General features: G+C 54.7%; 16 protein-coding genes. 9 read left to right on the top strand and 7 right to left on the bottom strand.

Going from position 1 to position 13,294, the window contains the following annotated elements:
* Positions 1-74: 74 nt before the first annotated feature.
* Together ACFPLB_RS08880 and lgt are read right to left on the bottom strand one after the other, a co-directional pair.
* The gene (locus ACFPLB_RS08880) at positions 75-1,163 is read right to left on the bottom strand and encodes a class I SAM-dependent methyltransferase (protein WP_378228995.1); all 1,089 of its coding nucleotides are present in this window, start codon (positions 1,161-1,163) and stop codon (positions 75-77) included.
* A 10-nt stretch (positions 1,164-1,173) separates the two neighbouring features.
* Entirely contained in the window at positions 1,174-2,001 is an 828-nt protein-coding gene (gene lgt / locus ACFPLB_RS08875) for a prolipoprotein diacylglyceryl transferase (RefSeq protein ID WP_378229210.1), read from the bottom strand.
* A 213-nt stretch (positions 2,002-2,214) separates the two neighbouring features.
* On the opposite strand from lgt, the gene ACFPLB_RS08870 reads away from it, so the two are divergent.
* The 6 genes from ACFPLB_RS08870 (at position 2,215) to ACFPLB_RS08845 (ending at position 6,719) form a co-directional block, all read left to right on the top strand.
* Positions 2,215-2,520, top strand: a complete 306-nt coding sequence (locus tag ACFPLB_RS08870) for an accessory factor UbiK family protein (protein ID WP_378228994.1) — start codon at positions 2,215-2,217, stop codon at positions 2,518-2,520.
* Positions 2,521-2,849: 329 nt separating this feature from the next.
* Positions 2,850-3,350, top strand: coding sequence for a type III secretion system chaperone family protein (locus ACFPLB_RS08865; RefSeq protein ID WP_378228993.1), 501 nt, complete (start codon positions 2,850-2,852; stop codon positions 3,348-3,350).
* A gap of 11 nt (positions 3,351-3,361) precedes the next feature.
* Positions 3,362-3,721, top strand: a complete 360-nt coding sequence (locus tag ACFPLB_RS08860; RefSeq protein ID WP_378228992.1) for a tRNA-binding protein — start codon at positions 3,362-3,364, stop codon at positions 3,719-3,721.
* A gap of 155 nt (positions 3,722-3,876) precedes the next feature.
* Complete coding sequence (locus ACFPLB_RS08855) at positions 3,877-4,725, top strand: MetQ/NlpA family ABC transporter substrate-binding protein (RefSeq protein ID WP_378228991.1); 849 nt, start codon at positions 3,877-3,879, stop codon at positions 4,723-4,725.
* Between the two features lie 259 nt (positions 4,726-4,984).
* Positions 4,985-6,079, top strand: a complete 1,095-nt coding sequence (locus tag ACFPLB_RS08850; RefSeq protein WP_378228990.1) for a methionine ABC transporter ATP-binding protein — start codon at positions 4,985-4,987, stop codon at positions 6,077-6,079.
* Positions 6,072-6,719 carry a methionine ABC transporter permease gene (locus ACFPLB_RS08845; RefSeq protein ID WP_378228989.1) on the top strand — a complete coding sequence of 216 codons (648 nt, stop codon included), beginning with the start codon at positions 6,072-6,074 and terminating at the stop codon, positions 6,717-6,719. The genes ACFPLB_RS08850 and ACFPLB_RS08845 overlap by 8 nt, the downstream gene beginning before the upstream one ends.
* Before the next feature lie 8 nt (positions 6,720-6,727).
* On the opposite strand, the gene ACFPLB_RS08840 is transcribed toward ACFPLB_RS08845, so the two are convergent.
* The 3 genes from ACFPLB_RS08840 to ACFPLB_RS08830 form a co-directional block, all read right to left on the bottom strand.
* Positions 6,728-8,140, bottom strand: coding sequence for an ATP-binding protein (locus tag ACFPLB_RS08840; RefSeq protein ID WP_378228988.1), 1,413 nt, complete (start codon positions 8,138-8,140; stop codon positions 6,728-6,730).
* 94 nt (positions 8,141-8,234) lie between these two features.
* Positions 8,235-8,957 carry a response regulator gene (locus ACFPLB_RS08835; protein WP_378229209.1) on the bottom strand — a complete coding sequence of 241 codons (723 nt, stop codon included), beginning with the start codon at positions 8,955-8,957 and terminating at the stop codon, positions 8,235-8,237.
* A gap of 4 nt (positions 8,958-8,961) precedes the next feature.
* Positions 8,962-9,504 (bottom strand): MarR family winged helix-turn-helix transcriptional regulator, encoded by a 543-nt coding sequence (locus tag ACFPLB_RS08830; protein WP_378228987.1) that lies wholly within the window; start codon positions 9,502-9,504, stop codon positions 8,962-8,964.
* A gap of 239 nt (positions 9,505-9,743) precedes the next feature.
* On the opposite strand from ACFPLB_RS08830, the gene ACFPLB_RS08825 reads away from it, so the two are divergent.
* Both ACFPLB_RS08825 and ACFPLB_RS08820 read left to right on the top strand, forming a co-directional pair.
* A complete protein-coding gene (locus tag ACFPLB_RS08825; protein WP_378228986.1) occupies positions 9,744-10,637 on the top strand; it encodes a branched-chain amino acid aminotransferase in 894 nt (297 codons plus the stop codon).
* 147 nt (positions 10,638-10,784) lie between these two features.
* The gene (locus ACFPLB_RS08820) at positions 10,785-11,426 is read left to right on the top strand and encodes an MBL fold metallo-hydrolase (protein WP_378228985.1); all 642 of its coding nucleotides are present in this window, start codon (positions 10,785-10,787) and stop codon (positions 11,424-11,426) included.
* 138 nt (positions 11,427-11,564) lie between these two features.
* Here ACFPLB_RS08820 and ACFPLB_RS08815 read toward each other — a convergent pair whose 3' ends face one another.
* Both ACFPLB_RS08815 and ACFPLB_RS08810 read right to left on the bottom strand, forming a co-directional pair.
* A complete protein-coding gene (locus tag ACFPLB_RS08815) occupies positions 11,565-11,777 on the bottom strand; it encodes a cold-shock protein (RefSeq protein ID WP_378228984.1) in 213 nt (70 codons plus the stop codon).
* Between the two features lie 326 nt (positions 11,778-12,103).
* Positions 12,104-12,316, bottom strand: coding sequence for a cold-shock protein (locus tag ACFPLB_RS08810; RefSeq protein ID WP_378228983.1), 213 nt, complete (start codon positions 12,314-12,316; stop codon positions 12,104-12,106).
* 365 nt (positions 12,317-12,681) lie between these two features.
* Between ACFPLB_RS08810 and ACFPLB_RS08805 the strand changes: the two genes are divergently transcribed.
* The gene (locus ACFPLB_RS08805) at positions 12,682-13,158 is read left to right on the top strand and encodes a Kazal-type serine protease inhibitor family protein (protein WP_378228982.1); all 477 of its coding nucleotides are present in this window, start codon (positions 12,682-12,684) and stop codon (positions 13,156-13,158) included.
* Positions 13,159-13,294 lie beyond the last annotated feature (136 nt).

Genomic DNA, 13,294 nt, shown 5'->3' with positions numbered 1-13,294 from the left:
TTCGTCAAGCAAAAGCCAATGGTGGGCCTGCCAGTATGGCAGCCTTTCAGAGTGCCGTGCAAGGTCAAGAAAAGTCAATCACTCACCGGAAAGGCTACGTTCCGGGCTGTTTTTGGCAACAGCGCCAGCACCTTGAACAGATCGCCCATCTGGTCTGGCCCGGCCAGTCGTTCGACCTGCGCCCGGATTGCCTCGCGGGCCTTTTCATCAGCATTTGCACCAAGGCGTCCGGCGCGCTCCAGCAGCCCCATGGCAAGTAAAAACGCGCCTTGAGTGGCGCTCAATGCCTTCAATCCATGGGCGTGAGCAATGTCGCCAAGGGCGGCAAAATCGACATGAGAGGTCAGGTCTGCCTCACCCGGATGAGCCAGAACGGGGTCATAGGCATGGTTTTTCAGCGCTTGCAATGTGTCGCTGATGCCGGGGGTGAGATAGCCATAGTCGATAAACAGGCCAGCCCCGCCATGGGTTGCGATGCGCCCGGAAATTTCCGCCATCATGGCGCTGCGGGCCGGCGCCAGTTCGATGATAGCGCCTTCTTGTGCCTGTTCTGAGCCTTGCGGCAAAAGGGCAGTGTCCAGTGAGGCGGCGCCGGCAAAAAAGGCCAGTTCTTGCCTCTCGTCCAGACCAATCATGCGCTCACGCCAGCCCAGTGCCGTGCGCACAAACTGGCGCATGGGAATGGCGTCAAAGAGCTCATTGCCAACAATAAGCAGCGGCATGGGCGAAAGACCGGCCACAGTTTCATGCCATGTGATGCGCCGGGCAAGCGGTCCCAGCGTTTGACGCTGAATTTCTGTCAGTCGCGGGCTGGTTTCAATCAGGGCAAAATGGGCGCTTGCATAAAAATCTGGATCAAGCTGCGCCCAGATGCGCAGCATGTCCTTCATCAGCGTGCCGCGTCCGGGGCCGATTTCGGCAATGGTGACGGGCAAGGGGCGGCCATTGGCAATCCATGCCTGATAAAGCCACACCCCCAGCAATTCGCCAAACATCTGGCTGATTTCCGGAGCGGTGGTGAAATCGCCTTTTACGCCAAAAGGTTCGCGGCTTGTGTAATAGCCAAATTCAGGATGATACAGGCAAAGCGCCATATAGTCGCTGACCGGAATTGGGCCATCGGTTGAAATCAGCCGGGCAAGGCGGGTTTTCAGCTTTGTCATGCGTGAAAGATCATGCGCGTGGTGACGGGGGCAGGGGTCTGGCTGTTGCCATGGCCCACAGGCCAATCAGCACCATGGGCAAAGACAACACCATGCCCATGGTCAACCAGTCGCCGACAAGATAGCCGATCTGTGCGTCCGGCTCACGAAAAAATTCGACAAAGATGCGCGACAGGCCATAGCCGCAGATGAACGCGCCGGACACAAAACGCGGTGCTTTCAGTTTCAGGCGTGAATGGGTGAGCAGGCGCAAAATCAGAAATAATACCACCCCTTCCAGAAGCGCTTCATAAATCTGGCTGGGGTGGCGTGGCAGTGGCCCGCCATTGGGAAACAGCACGGCCCATGGCATGTCGGAAACCCGGCCCCATAATTCGGAATTGATGAAATTTGCCAGCCGCCCCAGCCCCAGCCCGACCGGCACACCGGCAGCCACCACATCAAACAGCGACCAGGCCTGGATATTGTGTGAGCGGGCAAACAGCAACATGGCGATGGTGGTGCCCAAAATGCCGCCATGAAAGGACATGCCACCTTCCCAGACGGCGAAAATATCAAGCGGACTGGCAAGATAGCGGGCAAAATCATAAAACAGGATATAGCCGATGCGCCCGCCCAGAATGATGCCCAGCGCCGCCCAGATGACAAAATCGTCAATGTCCTGCGGCTTCATCGGCAATGTACCTTCCGGCCACAGGCGCGGATTTGCAACCAGCTTCTTGGCGTACCACCAGGCAAACAGAATGCCGGCAACATAAGCCAGACCATACCAATGGATGGCGAACGGGCCGATCTGTATCAAAACCGGGTCAATTGCCGGAAAGGGCAGGGCAGCCATTGGTACGGGGCTGGAGACGCTCAATAGATGATCCTCAAGGTTGGTGGTGTTTTTGAGTGCAGGATGATGGCGACCATGAGGCAGGGCAAAAGCGTGGTCAAGCCAGCGCCGCCTGCATTGACAGGCAGCATGCCGGTTTGAATATGGCAAGATGATTGACTTGCATTCGGTTTCTATCGCCACTACGTCAGGAAATCCAAGTGAGGTGCAGCCATGTCAACCGGACCCAACCGTATTCTCGACGAATTTGCCAAGCTGATGACTGACGCCGCTGGCGCAGCACAGGGCATGCGACGCGAAGTGGAAACGGCGTTTCGCGGGCAGGCGGAGCGCATTCTCAACTCCATGGACATTGTGCAGCGTGAAGAATTTGAGGCCATGCGTGATATGGCGATCAAGGCGCGTGAAGAAAATGCAAAGCTTCTGGCGCGCATTGAAGCGCTTGAGACGAAGCTTTCCGGGTCCGATAATGCTGCTGGCAAGGCAGGTTCTGCTTCCAGATCGCCTGCAAAGAAATAATTTTTTTAGAAGTTTTCCACAAAGGGCTTTTGCGAAAAAGCTCTTTGTCATGAATCGCTTACACATTGCCCGGGAATCTGGCGTGAGCGACTGTCCACATGCGAATGATGCTTTGTCCAAAATTGGGCTGGTCACGCGACTCTGGATCAATACACTGAATTTATTGCATGATTCGTGAAAGCGAACAGGCATCGGGCGGTGAGGTCCGGTCATGGGTTGTTGTTGCGTCGAGCAGTCCAGGCCGTCCGGGTTCAGAAAATAACAGAGTTTGTCTGGAAATGCCTGCCATGAATTGGGTGGCGTTTCCGGCAGGCGGCGGGAAGCATTAAATGGAACTTCTTGAACTCGAAATTTCGCGGGACATTCATCCGGTGGATGTGATCGAACAGGTCGCGCATAATAATGACTGGTCTTTCGAGCGGGCTGGCGACGATGAAATCTCCATTGCCGTTGCTGGAAACTGGGCAGAATATCATGTCTCCTTCTCATGGATGGAGGATTTTGAGGCGCTGCATCTGGCTTGCGCCTTTGATATCAAGGTGCCGGAAAATCGTGCGCTGGATGTCATGCGCCTTTTGTCGCTGATCAATGAACAGATGCTGTTTGGCCATTTCGACCTCTGGGAGCAGGAGGGGGCGATCATGTTCCGGCAGTCGCTGCTTCTGGCCGGTGGGGTCGAGCCGTCGAGCCAGCAGGTCGAAGTGCTTTTGTCATCGGCGCTGGATGCGTGTGAATGCTATTTTCAGGCTTTCCAGTTCGTTGTCTGGTCGGGAATGTCGGCAAAGGATGCGCTGGCCAGTGTCTTGTTTGAAACACATGGCAATGCCTGAGGCCGGTTGCGATGAGTGGTATCCCGGTACGCAAACCTGAAATCACCTTTGCCGATTTCGACAAGGTCGATATTCGCACCGGTACCATTGTTGAAGCAGCCCCGTTTCCGCAGGCGCGCAAGCCTGCCATCAAGCTGATGATCGATTTTGGTGCTGAAATCGGGGTCAAAAAATCCTCGGCCCAGATTACCCGCCATTATACGCCTGAAGCGCTGGTCGGGCGGCAGGTCTTTGCTGTGGTGAATTTTCCGCCGCGCCAGATCGGCCCGTTCATGTCCGAGGTTCTGACGCTGGGCTTTCAGGATGAGGAGGGCGCTGTTGTTCTGGGCGCCATTGAGCGCCGTGTTCCCGATGGCAGCCCGCTTCTATAGACGGTTCGTTCCGTAATTTTAGTGTATCTTGAATTTGCAATCTCTGGATTGATAAAAAATCGGATCAATATTCTTTGATGAAAGCAAAGTTCTGGCTAAGGATAGACAGGCTTTGCATCCTGCCGGGCTAAATTATCCTTCTTGCGAGATCTCAAATGACTATTCTCAGGACAAAATTGCGTGCTGGCGTATCCGCCGATCGCCGTACTGCTCTCATTGCACTTGCTGCCTCTGCCTTTTCTGTTGCGAGCCTGATGCTCATGCCTGCTGTTCAGGCGCAAGACAAAACCTCGTTGAAGGTCGGCATCATGTCCGGCGAGGAGGAAGATACCTGGGCTGCCGTCAAGGAACAGGCGGCAAAGGAAGGTCTGACGATCGAACTTGTTCTGTTTAATGACTACACCCAGCCCAATGAGGCGTTGGCGCGCGGCGAGATTGACGCCAATGCCTTCCAGCATGAGCCCTATCTGGAAAACCAGATCGCCACGCAAGGTTATGACATTGTCGTTGCCGGTTATACGGCGCTCTGGCCGGTTGGTCTTTATTCCAAAAAGCACAAATCGCTTGAGGAATTGCCCGATGGGGCCTCGATTGGCGTGCCCAATGATCCTTCCAATGAAGGCCGTATGCTGAAGGTTCTGGAAGATGCCGGGCTGATCAAGCTGCGCGAAGACGCCGGTATTCTGGCTACAGTGATTGATATTGTTGAAAACCCGAAAAATCTGGATATCAGGGAACTGGATGCGGGCATGGTTGGCCGCGCTGTTGATGATCTTGATGGTGCTGTCGTCAATACGGACTGGGCGCTCAAAAGCGGGCTGACGGCAGATATTCAGATTGCCAAGGAAACGATTGAAGGCAATCCTTATCGCAATTTCATCGCAGTGCGTGGTGAAGACAAGGATGCGCCCTGGGTCAAGAAGCTGGTTGCATCCTATCAAAATGATGCGGTTAGACAGGCTTTTGACGAGATCTACAAGGGGTCGGGCGTTCCTGCCTATTGATGTAAAACAGGCTTGCCTGAGGCGTGATTATTGCTGTCTCGCCTGATTTGGTGCAAGAAAATAGCGGCCTGCGGTGTTAGAGCGCCGTGCGTCCTGTCGGACGCACAAAGGACGCTCTAACTCTTTGAATGAGCATCGGAATTATCCAAAAACCGATTCCACTTTTTGGTCCGATGCTCTAAGCAGCAGGCCGCATTTGTGCATGAAAGATCAAGGCTAGAGCCGCTATAATGGCATCCCGCGCATGAAAGATGGCAAGATGAACCAGCATGTGGACATGTCCGCATCAGGCGATAAAGCCGCCCGGCAAGCCACCGGGCTTGTTGGTGAGCCTGTGGTGCGTCTGGTCGATGTCAAACGCCACTTTGGGAAAACTGCGGCGCTGGATGGCGTGTCGCTGAGCGTCGGCAAGGGCGAAATCATCGGCATTATCGGTCGCAGCGGGGCTGGAAAATCAACGCTGATCCGCTGTTTGAACGGGCTGGAGCGACCGGATTCCGGTGAAGTTCATATTGAAGGTCGCGAGATCGGTCGGCTGGACGAAAAGCAATTGCAGCCGCTGCGTCGTCGCATCGGCATGATCTTTCAGCATTTCAATCTGCTGTCGGCCAAGACAGTGGAAGAAAATGTGGCTCTGCCTTTGAAGATTGCCGGTGTTTCCAGCACTGATCGCCTGCGCAGGGCCGGTGAATTGCTGGAACTTGTGGGGCTCTCGGGCAAGGCCAGAGCCTATCCGGCTTCGCTCTCCGGTGGTCAGAAACAGCGGGTTGGCATTGCCCGTGCACTGGCTGCCGAACCCGCACTCTTGCTGTCTGATGAGGCGACATCGGCGCTTGACCCTGAAACCACGCGCTCCATTCTGGCCTTGCTGCGTGAAATTAACCGCCAGCTTGGCCTTACCATTATTTTGATCACCCATGAGATGGAAGTGGTGCGCTCGATTGCGGACCGCGTGGCGGTCATCGATGCGGGCCGCATCATAGAGGAAGGACCGGTCTGGAAGGTTTTTGCCGACCCGCAGGAAGAAATCACCAAAAGCCTGCTACAGGGAATGCGTCCGCAATTGCCACTTGAATTTATGCAAAAGCTCTCACCCAATCTGGGGTCTGAGGCGGTGCTGCGTGTGGATATTGTGGGCGAAACGGCATTGGGGCCGCTTCTGGCCGATCTTGGTGCGCAGGCTGGCACGTTCCGCTTTATTCATGGCGGTATCGAGCAGGTGCAGGGCCATGCGGTCGGCACTTTGTTTCTTGCGGTTTCGGCCGGTGCCCCCGATCTTTCAAGAACCATGGAATTTCTGACGGGCAGAGGCGCCCGTATCGAGGTTTTGGGCTATGTCTTCAGCGATGATTGATCTTTTCCTGCGCTCCTTGTGGGAAACCGTGTTGATGACCGGGGCCTCGGGCGCAATTTCGTTCATTTTCGGCCTGCCGCTGGGGTTGGCCCTTGTGGTGAGCGACCGTGGCGGAATTGCTGAAAATCTTTGGATCAACCGTATATTGGGGATTGTCGTCAATGGTTTCCGCTCCGTGCCCTTCATCATCCTGCTGGTGGCGCTGATCCCGGTCACCCGGTTGATTGCAGGCACATCGATCGGCACCTGGGCAGCCATTGTTCCTTTGTCGATTGCCGCAACACCTTATTATGCGCGCATTGCCGAAGTGTCGTTGCGCGAGGTTGACAAGGGGCTGATCGAGGCGGTGCGCGCCATGGGCGGTTCGCGCTGGACGCTTGTGCGTGAGGTTCTGGTGCCTGAAGCCATGCCGGGCATTGTTGCAGGCTTTACCGTCACGCTGGTGACATTGGTGGGGGCTTCGGCCATGGCCGGGGCCATTGGCGCAGGCGGGCTGGGCGACCTTGCCATTCGTTACGGTTATCAACGGTTTGAAACCAGTGTGATGATTGCCGTCGTTGCGGTGCTGATTGTCATGGTCAGCGCCTTGCAATGGGCCGGTGACAGGCTGGTCGCCCGGCTTGACCGCCGTATGGGTTGAGGATCACTTCAGGCCGGAATCTTGATGATGGCGCGCAAGCCTCCCAGCCTGCTGTCGTCAAAAGTGAGATCGCCGCCATGGCTGCGGGCAATGTCGCGGGCAATCGGCAGGCCAAGTCCGGTGCCGCTGGCGTCCAGATTGCGGGCCTCGTCCAGGCGCACGAAGGGTTTGAACACGTCTTCGCGCTTTTCCGATGCAATGCCGGGTCCATCATCATCGATTGTGATGGTCAGCCAGCCATTGCCATGGGTGGCATTGATTTCAACGTTTTTGGCATAGCGGAAAGCATTGCCCGCTACATTGGTGATCAGGCGGGCAAAGGCATTGGGGCGCACCTGAACAGTGGGATATCCTGTAATCGAGGTTTTAAGCTGGCATTTGCGCAGTTTTGCCTCATCTTCCAGACGCTGGAAAGAGTTTGCCAGATCAAAGGGGCCGCTTTCTTCGGCTGCTTCACCACGTGCAAAGGCAAGATAGCCTTCCAGCATGGATTGCATGTCGTCAATGTCCTTGCCCAGCGCCTCAATGTCCGTTTTGGTTCGGGTCAGCGCCAGTTGCAGTTTGAAGCGGGTCAGGATGGTGCGCAGATCATGGCTGACGCCGGTGAGCATGGCGGTGCGCTGTTCAATCTGCTTTTCGATACGGGCGCGCATCTGCATGAAGGCAAAACCGGCACGGCGCACTTCTTCAGCCCCGCGCGGACGAAAGTCAGGCGGCATGGGCTGGCCCTTGCCGAAACTTTCAGCCGCTTCAGCCAGCGCCAGAATGGGCCTGATCTGATTGCGCAGGAAGGGAATGGCAATCATCAAGAGCACCAGTGATGTGCCAACCATCCATAACAGGAAAATATGGGTGTTGGACGCATAGGCCTGACTGCGGCGGACAAAGACGCGCAATACCTTGGTTTCCAACTGAATGCGCAGCTCAATAATATTGGAATCGCCAACCGTATCCAGCCAGAAGGGGCGGTTGATCTGGCGGGTGATTTCTTCCGACAGGATCTGGTCGAGGATCGAGAAAAAGGGCTTGGGGCCGGGGGCGGGCAGCGGCTCGGGCGGCAATAGATCGATCTTGAGTTGCATCCTGTCCTGAGCGATGCGGATGATATTGGCGTAATCGGCATCGTCAGGATAGGTCTCCACAAGGTCGATAATCGCGGCTATATCGCGGGTGACGGCTTGTGAAAGGCGCTGCGTCACCGTTTGCCAGTGGCGCTCCATAAAGTCAAAGGCGATGACCGATTGCAGCAGGATCATCGGCGCAATGATGATGATGAGCGAACGGGCATAAAGCCGCTTGGGCATATAGCGTGAAATGCGATGCCAGAAATGCCGCCACGCCTTTCGCAAGAACGCGCGCGCGTGTGAAAGGCGGGTGCGAAAGCTGTCCGGTGGCGGCGTTTGCAATTTTGTGGTCGTCACAGTCCGTTCCGGTGTGCGGCTAAAACAAGAGCTTGGAGCATTTCATCCGTTTTTCGTGAAAACAGGAAATGCTCTAAAGGGTCACAGAAGAACCTTATTCGACGCTGAGCCGATACCCAATACCACGTATGGTCTGTAACCACACCGGGTTGGAAGGATCACGCTCGATCTTGCGGCGCAGCCGGTTGATCTGCACGTCGATCGTGCGCTCGCCAACTTCCGTATCCCCGCTGACCAGTTCATGACGGGGAATGGTTTCACCGGCGCGCTCGGCAAAGATTGTGAGGATTTCCTGCTCGCGATCGGTCAGCTTCAGCACCTCGCCGCCGCGTTTCAGTTCGCGCTTGATGATCTGGAATGTGTAGGGGCCAAATACAAGCTGTTCTGCCCTGGGTGGTGCAACCGGACCACCGCGCCGCAAGATGTTGTTGACGCGCAAGATCAATTCGCGTGGATCAAAGGGCTTGGGCAGGTAATCATCGGCGCCTGCCTCCAGTCCGGTGATGCGGCTGTCGGTTTCAGACAGGGCGGTGAGCATCAAAATTGGCACTTCGCGCTCCAGACGCAGCGATTTTGTCAATTCAACGCCACTTTCTCCCGGCATCATCACATCCAGAACCAGAAGATCAAAATCAAGGCCAGCCAGCTTGCGGCGTGCTTCTGCAGCCGTGCTTGCAGTTGTGACGCGAAAGCCGTTTTCACTGAGAAATTGCTGCAAAAGAGTGCGGATGCGCGTGTCATCATCAACCACCAGAAGATGAAACGCATCATCATCAGGCCCCTTGCCCTGCTGCTCTGGTCGCTCAATGCTTTCCATCATGTTACTCCCGATTTTCTTCGGCTGACGGCAAGAAGGAAACATCAATCTGCGCGCGTTGTTCCGGATTGACCATGGCTTTCAGGAATTTTGCAATTGCAATCCGGGATTTTTCATCCAGCACCATGCCTTCAATCTCCCTCAATGCGCCATCTATCCGGCGTGACTGTGGCCGGGTCAGGGCAAGTGCCAGATCCCGACCCTTGGCCGTTGGATAAAGTTCGCGCTGCCGCCGGTCGCTCAAGCCTTGCAACTGGACGATATGGCCAGTGTCGATCAGTTGTTTCAACACCCGCGCCAGCGATTGCTTGGTGATTTTAAGCACATCGAGCAATTCGGCCACAGTCAGGCCGGGGCGGCGGTTGACGAAATGCAGTACCCGGTGATGGGCCCGGCCAAAGCCGTAAGACGTCAGCATCTGGTCAGGATCAGAGGTGAAGTCGCGATAGGCAAAGAAGAGCAGTTCGATGAGCGTGAAATCAATCCCCCCTTCATTGACCGCTGCGGTTCGGATGGGAGCCAGATCGCCGTGTTTTTCCTTCAGCATGTTTTTTCCAAAATTAAGTCAGCTCTATTGACGCATTTTAAGGATGCTGGTAATTTTTGACAAGTCTTGAGGTTTATAACGATCAAATGTTCTGAATTTTCCAGAAATCGGGAATTTTTCAAATTTGCCTTGATCGTCATATGAGCCTAGGCTCGGTGGCTGCGGTTGGTCTGTTGCTGCCGGATCATATTTCAACATGCAAGTTTAATATGGGCTGCGCCCGCTGGAGGTTATCTGTCATGGCATCCGTTTCCTTCGACAATCTCGACGGCTATATCTGGATGAACGGTGAGTTCGTCAAATGGGCGGACGCCAAGATTCATGTGCTTTCGCACGGGCTGCATTACGCCAGCGCTGTATTTGAAGGCGAGCGCGCTTATGGCGGCGAGATTTTCAAGCTGACGGAACATAATACGCGGCTGCATGAATCGGCAGACATTCTTGGCTTCAAGATTCCTTATTCGGTTGCTGAAATCGACGCTGCCTGCAAGGAGCTTCTGCAAAAGCAAGGCTTTCAGGATGCCTATGTGCGCCCCATCGCCTGGCGTGGCAGTGAGCAGATGGGCATTTCGGCGCAAAATAACCGCATCAATCTGGCCATCGCCATCTGGCAGTGGCCAAGCTATTTCGACGCGGCGCAAAAGCTCAAAGGCATTCGTCTCGATATTGCTCAGTACTGCCGGCCCGATCCGCGCTCGGTGCCGTCAAAGTCAAAGGCTGCCGGCCTTTACATGATCTGCACCATTTCCAAACATGCCGCCGAGGCCAAGGGCTATGATGACGCGATGATGCTGGACTGGCGCGGACAGGTGGCCGAGGCGACAGGGGCCAATATCTTCTTCGTCAAGGATGGCAAGATCCACACTCCGACGCCGGACTGCTTCCTTGATGGCATCACCCGCCGCACGGTAATCGGTCTGGCTCGCGATCATGGTATCGAGGTCATTGAGCGCGCCATTCAACCGGAAGAGCTGGAAGGGTTCGAGCAATGTTTCCTGACCGGAACAGCCGCCGAAGTGACGCCGGTTTCGGAGATCGGCCCTTATCGTTTTGAGGTGGGTGAAATTACCAAAAACCTACTGGATGTTTATTCTGCTGCTGTTCAGCCTAAAAAGGTGATGGCTGCCGAATAAGGCATGTGCGTTGCATGAAATGACAAGGGAATGGTCTTTGGGCCATTCCCTTTGTTTATGTGCATGTCTTTATCTGGAAGCTGGAAGACAGCGTAGCCAGACAAAACTGATATCGGGCAAGATTTTGCCGATCTGGAAAGGATCATCATGGGGCAGTTGAACGCCGTTATTGTTCCCGTTACGCCATTTCAGCAGAATTGCACTATTCTGTTTGATGTCGATGAAAAAATTGGTGTGGTCGTCGATCCGGGCGGCGATGTCGAGCATATCGTGGCGGGTTTGAAGGAAAATAACATTACCGCGACTGCCATCTGGATCACCCATGGCCATATCGACCATGTTGGCGGAGCCATGGACCTGAAAGAGGCGCTGGGTGTCGAGATTATCGGATCACATGAAGATGACCGGCCGCTGCTGGAAAAGGTGGAGACACAGGCGCAGCTTTATGGCCTGGCCGGCAAGGTTCGCAATTGTATACCCGATCGCTTTTTAAAGGAGGGGGATCAGGTTTCCTTTGGCGAACATGTGTTTGAGGTTCTCCATTGCCCCGGCCATGCACCGGGCCATGTCGCCTATTATAATCGGGCGGCAAAATTTGCCCATGTCGGAGATGTGCTGTTTCGCGGCTCTGTGGGGCGCACCGATCTTCCCGGCGGCGATCATGATGCGTTGATCCGTTCCATCAAGGAAAAGCTTTTGCCATTGGGAGATGATATTGGCTTTCTATGCGGGCACGGGCCGGGCGGACGCTTTGGTGAGGAAAGACGTTCCAATCCGTTTTTGATCTGACGATGAAAAAAGAGCCGTTTTTTAAGAATGGCTCCTTTCAATCAGATGGTACCATCTGTGCTCACAAAATGCTCTAAACTCTTGTTTTAGCGGCATTTGTGCGACGCCAGATGGTGCCATCTGTGCTCACAAAATGCTTTAACCGATGGTGAGATTGACCGCTTTCGGGCCCTTGCCACGTTTGTCCGGCTCGGTTTCGAATGATACTTTCTGGCCATCTTCGAGGTCAGTCAATCCTGAAGCCTGTACGGCCGAGATGTGGACGAAGACATCTTTGCCGCCATCATCAGGGGTAATAAAACCAAAGCCTTTGGCATGATTGAAGAATTTTACAGTGCCGGTTTGCGGCATGGGATGCTCCCTTATAGTCCCATAATCTTGTTTTTCCGGGTATTAAGTTCCCGGATATTCTATTTGTCGTTTATTTTTACTCTATCGGCAATATAAACTTTAACAATGCCTGTGATCCAGACTCTGCCAGCCCAAACTCTGCCGGCATTGAAATTTTGTGATGAAACAAAGGGCGCAGTTGTTTCTGCCACACCCTTTGCCAAAGCCTGTCCCTCAAACTTAAGAACCAGTTTTGAGATAAAGACATACGCAAAAATAAAGACTTAAAACGGGTCGCGTGAATCTGAAAGATCACGACCCGCTCTAGAACTGTATGGGCAGCAAAGTCAGGCGGCGCTGAGATTGACCGCTTTGGGGCCTTTGCCCATACGGTCAGGCTCGACATCGAAGGTTACCTTCTGGCCGTCGATCAGCGTGCGCATGCCTGAGGCTTCGACTGCAGAGATGTGAACAAAGACATCCTTGGCGCCATCATCGGGGGTAATGAAACCAAAACCCTTGGTGGCGTTGAAGAACTTTACAGTTCCGGTCTGGGACATTGGGAGAACTCCTTCACCCGGTCGTCATTATGAACCTCGGTGCGCCGGAGCGGTTGGAGGCCCGGTGGTGTCCGGCGGTCATGCATTTGCGCATAATAAAACCCCCCGCCAGAACAGGGCTGTCAGAGATTCACAATATCGGGGATAGGGTCGTCCAAAACGTTCCATTCTCCGGGGTGAAAATGCCCGAACGTTGAATTTATTGCATGGTTTCGGGGGCGTGGCAAGGTGTCGCTGTTTTGTCGTGAGTGAGGGATAACCTTGCCGGGTTTAAATCAATGCTTGTCAGGGCATAAGGGAACTGTCAGCTTTGTGCGGTATTGTTGGCTTTGGGGCGCGGGGACACAAACTTTAAGAGGGCTGTGATGAAGTTTAGAAATGTCTTTCTGGCAGGTGCTGCACTACTGCTGAGCTCCGGGTTTCTTACGGCTTGCGTGGTTGATGAAGGCCCCGGCTACCGGCCACCGCCGCCGCGCCCAAGGCCGCCTGCACAGGCCTGCACACGTGAATATGCGCCGGTTTGCGGTGTGCGTGGTTCTGATAGCCGCACTTTTGCCAATAGCTGTCAGGCCCGCGCCAGCAATTATCGCATCAGCCATGAAGGGGCCTGCCGCTCCAGTGGAAACCGCCCCGATACAAACCGTCCGGGTGCAAATAAACCCGGCTGGGGGCATCAGCCCGGTTCACGGCCAGGCCAGCGGCCCAATCGGTCAAAGCAGGCCTGCACACGCGAATATGCACCGGTTTGCGCTTCCAGCCGCGGGCAGTTGCGCACCTTCCCCAATTCCTGTGAGGCGCGGGCCGCCGAATGGCGCATCGTCAGCAATGGTGCGTGTCGCTAAAGCATGATTCCAAAAAGTTGCAGACTTTTTGGATAAAATCATGCGTAAAAATAAAGGCTTAAAGCGTGTCTCTCAAAGCTGATTCCCAGTTCGAGAGACAAGCTTTAACAAAAGTGGCGGCGGAAAATGATCCGCC

The organism is Aquamicrobium segne, from assembly GCF_042656785.1.
GTDB lineage: Bacteria > Pseudomonadota > Alphaproteobacteria > Rhizobiales > Rhizobiaceae > Mesorhizobium > Mesorhizobium segne.
The sequence above is the reverse complement of the archived record's forward strand: the minus strand, read 5'-3'. Positions and strand labels throughout refer to the sequence as shown.

Coding starts and splice junctions, on each gene's coding strand:
- ACFPLB_RS08870 (WP_378228994.1), top strand. CDS start 2,215: ATGTCAACCGGACCCAACCGTATTCTCGACGAATTTGCCAAGCTGATG.
- ACFPLB_RS08880 (WP_378228995.1), bottom strand. CDS start 1,163: ATGACAAAGCTGAAAACCCGCCTTGCCCGGCTGATTTCAACCGATGGC.
- ACFPLB_RS08860 (WP_378228992.1), top strand. CDS start 3,362: ATGAGTGGTATCCCGGTACGCAAACCTGAAATCACCTTTGCCGATTTC.
- ACFPLB_RS08805 (WP_378228982.1), top strand. CDS start 12,682: ATGAAGTTTAGAAATGTCTTTCTGGCAGGTGCTGCACTACTGCTGAGC.
- ACFPLB_RS08820 (WP_378228985.1), top strand. CDS start 10,785: ATGGGGCAGTTGAACGCCGTTATTGTTCCCGTTACGCCATTTCAGCAG.
- ACFPLB_RS08830 (WP_378228987.1), bottom strand. CDS start 9,504: ATGCTGAAGGAAAAACACGGCGATCTGGCTCCCATCCGAACCGCAGCG.
- lgt (WP_378229210.1), bottom strand. CDS start 2,001: ATGGCTGCCCTGCCCTTTCCGGCAATTGACCCGGTTTTGATACAGATC.
- ACFPLB_RS08810 (WP_378228983.1), bottom strand. CDS start 12,316: ATGTCCCAGACCGGAACTGTAAAGTTCTTCAACGCCACCAAGGGTTTT.
- ACFPLB_RS08825 (WP_378228986.1), top strand. CDS start 9,744: ATGGCATCCGTTTCCTTCGACAATCTCGACGGCTATATCTGGATGAAC.
- ACFPLB_RS08835 (WP_378229209.1), bottom strand. CDS start 8,957: ATGGAAAGCATTGAGCGACCAGAGCAGCAGGGCAAGGGGCCTGATGAT.
- ACFPLB_RS08815 (WP_378228984.1), bottom strand. CDS start 11,777: ATGCCGCAAACCGGCACTGTAAAATTCTTCAATCATGCCAAAGGCTTT.
- ACFPLB_RS08845 (WP_378228989.1), top strand. CDS start 6,072: ATGATTGATCTTTTCCTGCGCTCCTTGTGGGAAACCGTGTTGATGACC.
- ACFPLB_RS08865 (WP_378228993.1), top strand. CDS start 2,850: ATGGAACTTCTTGAACTCGAAATTTCGCGGGACATTCATCCGGTGGAT.
- ACFPLB_RS08850 (WP_378228990.1), top strand. CDS start 4,985: ATGAACCAGCATGTGGACATGTCCGCATCAGGCGATAAAGCCGCCCGG.
- ACFPLB_RS08855 (WP_378228991.1), top strand. CDS start 3,877: ATGACTATTCTCAGGACAAAATTGCGTGCTGGCGTATCCGCCGATCGC.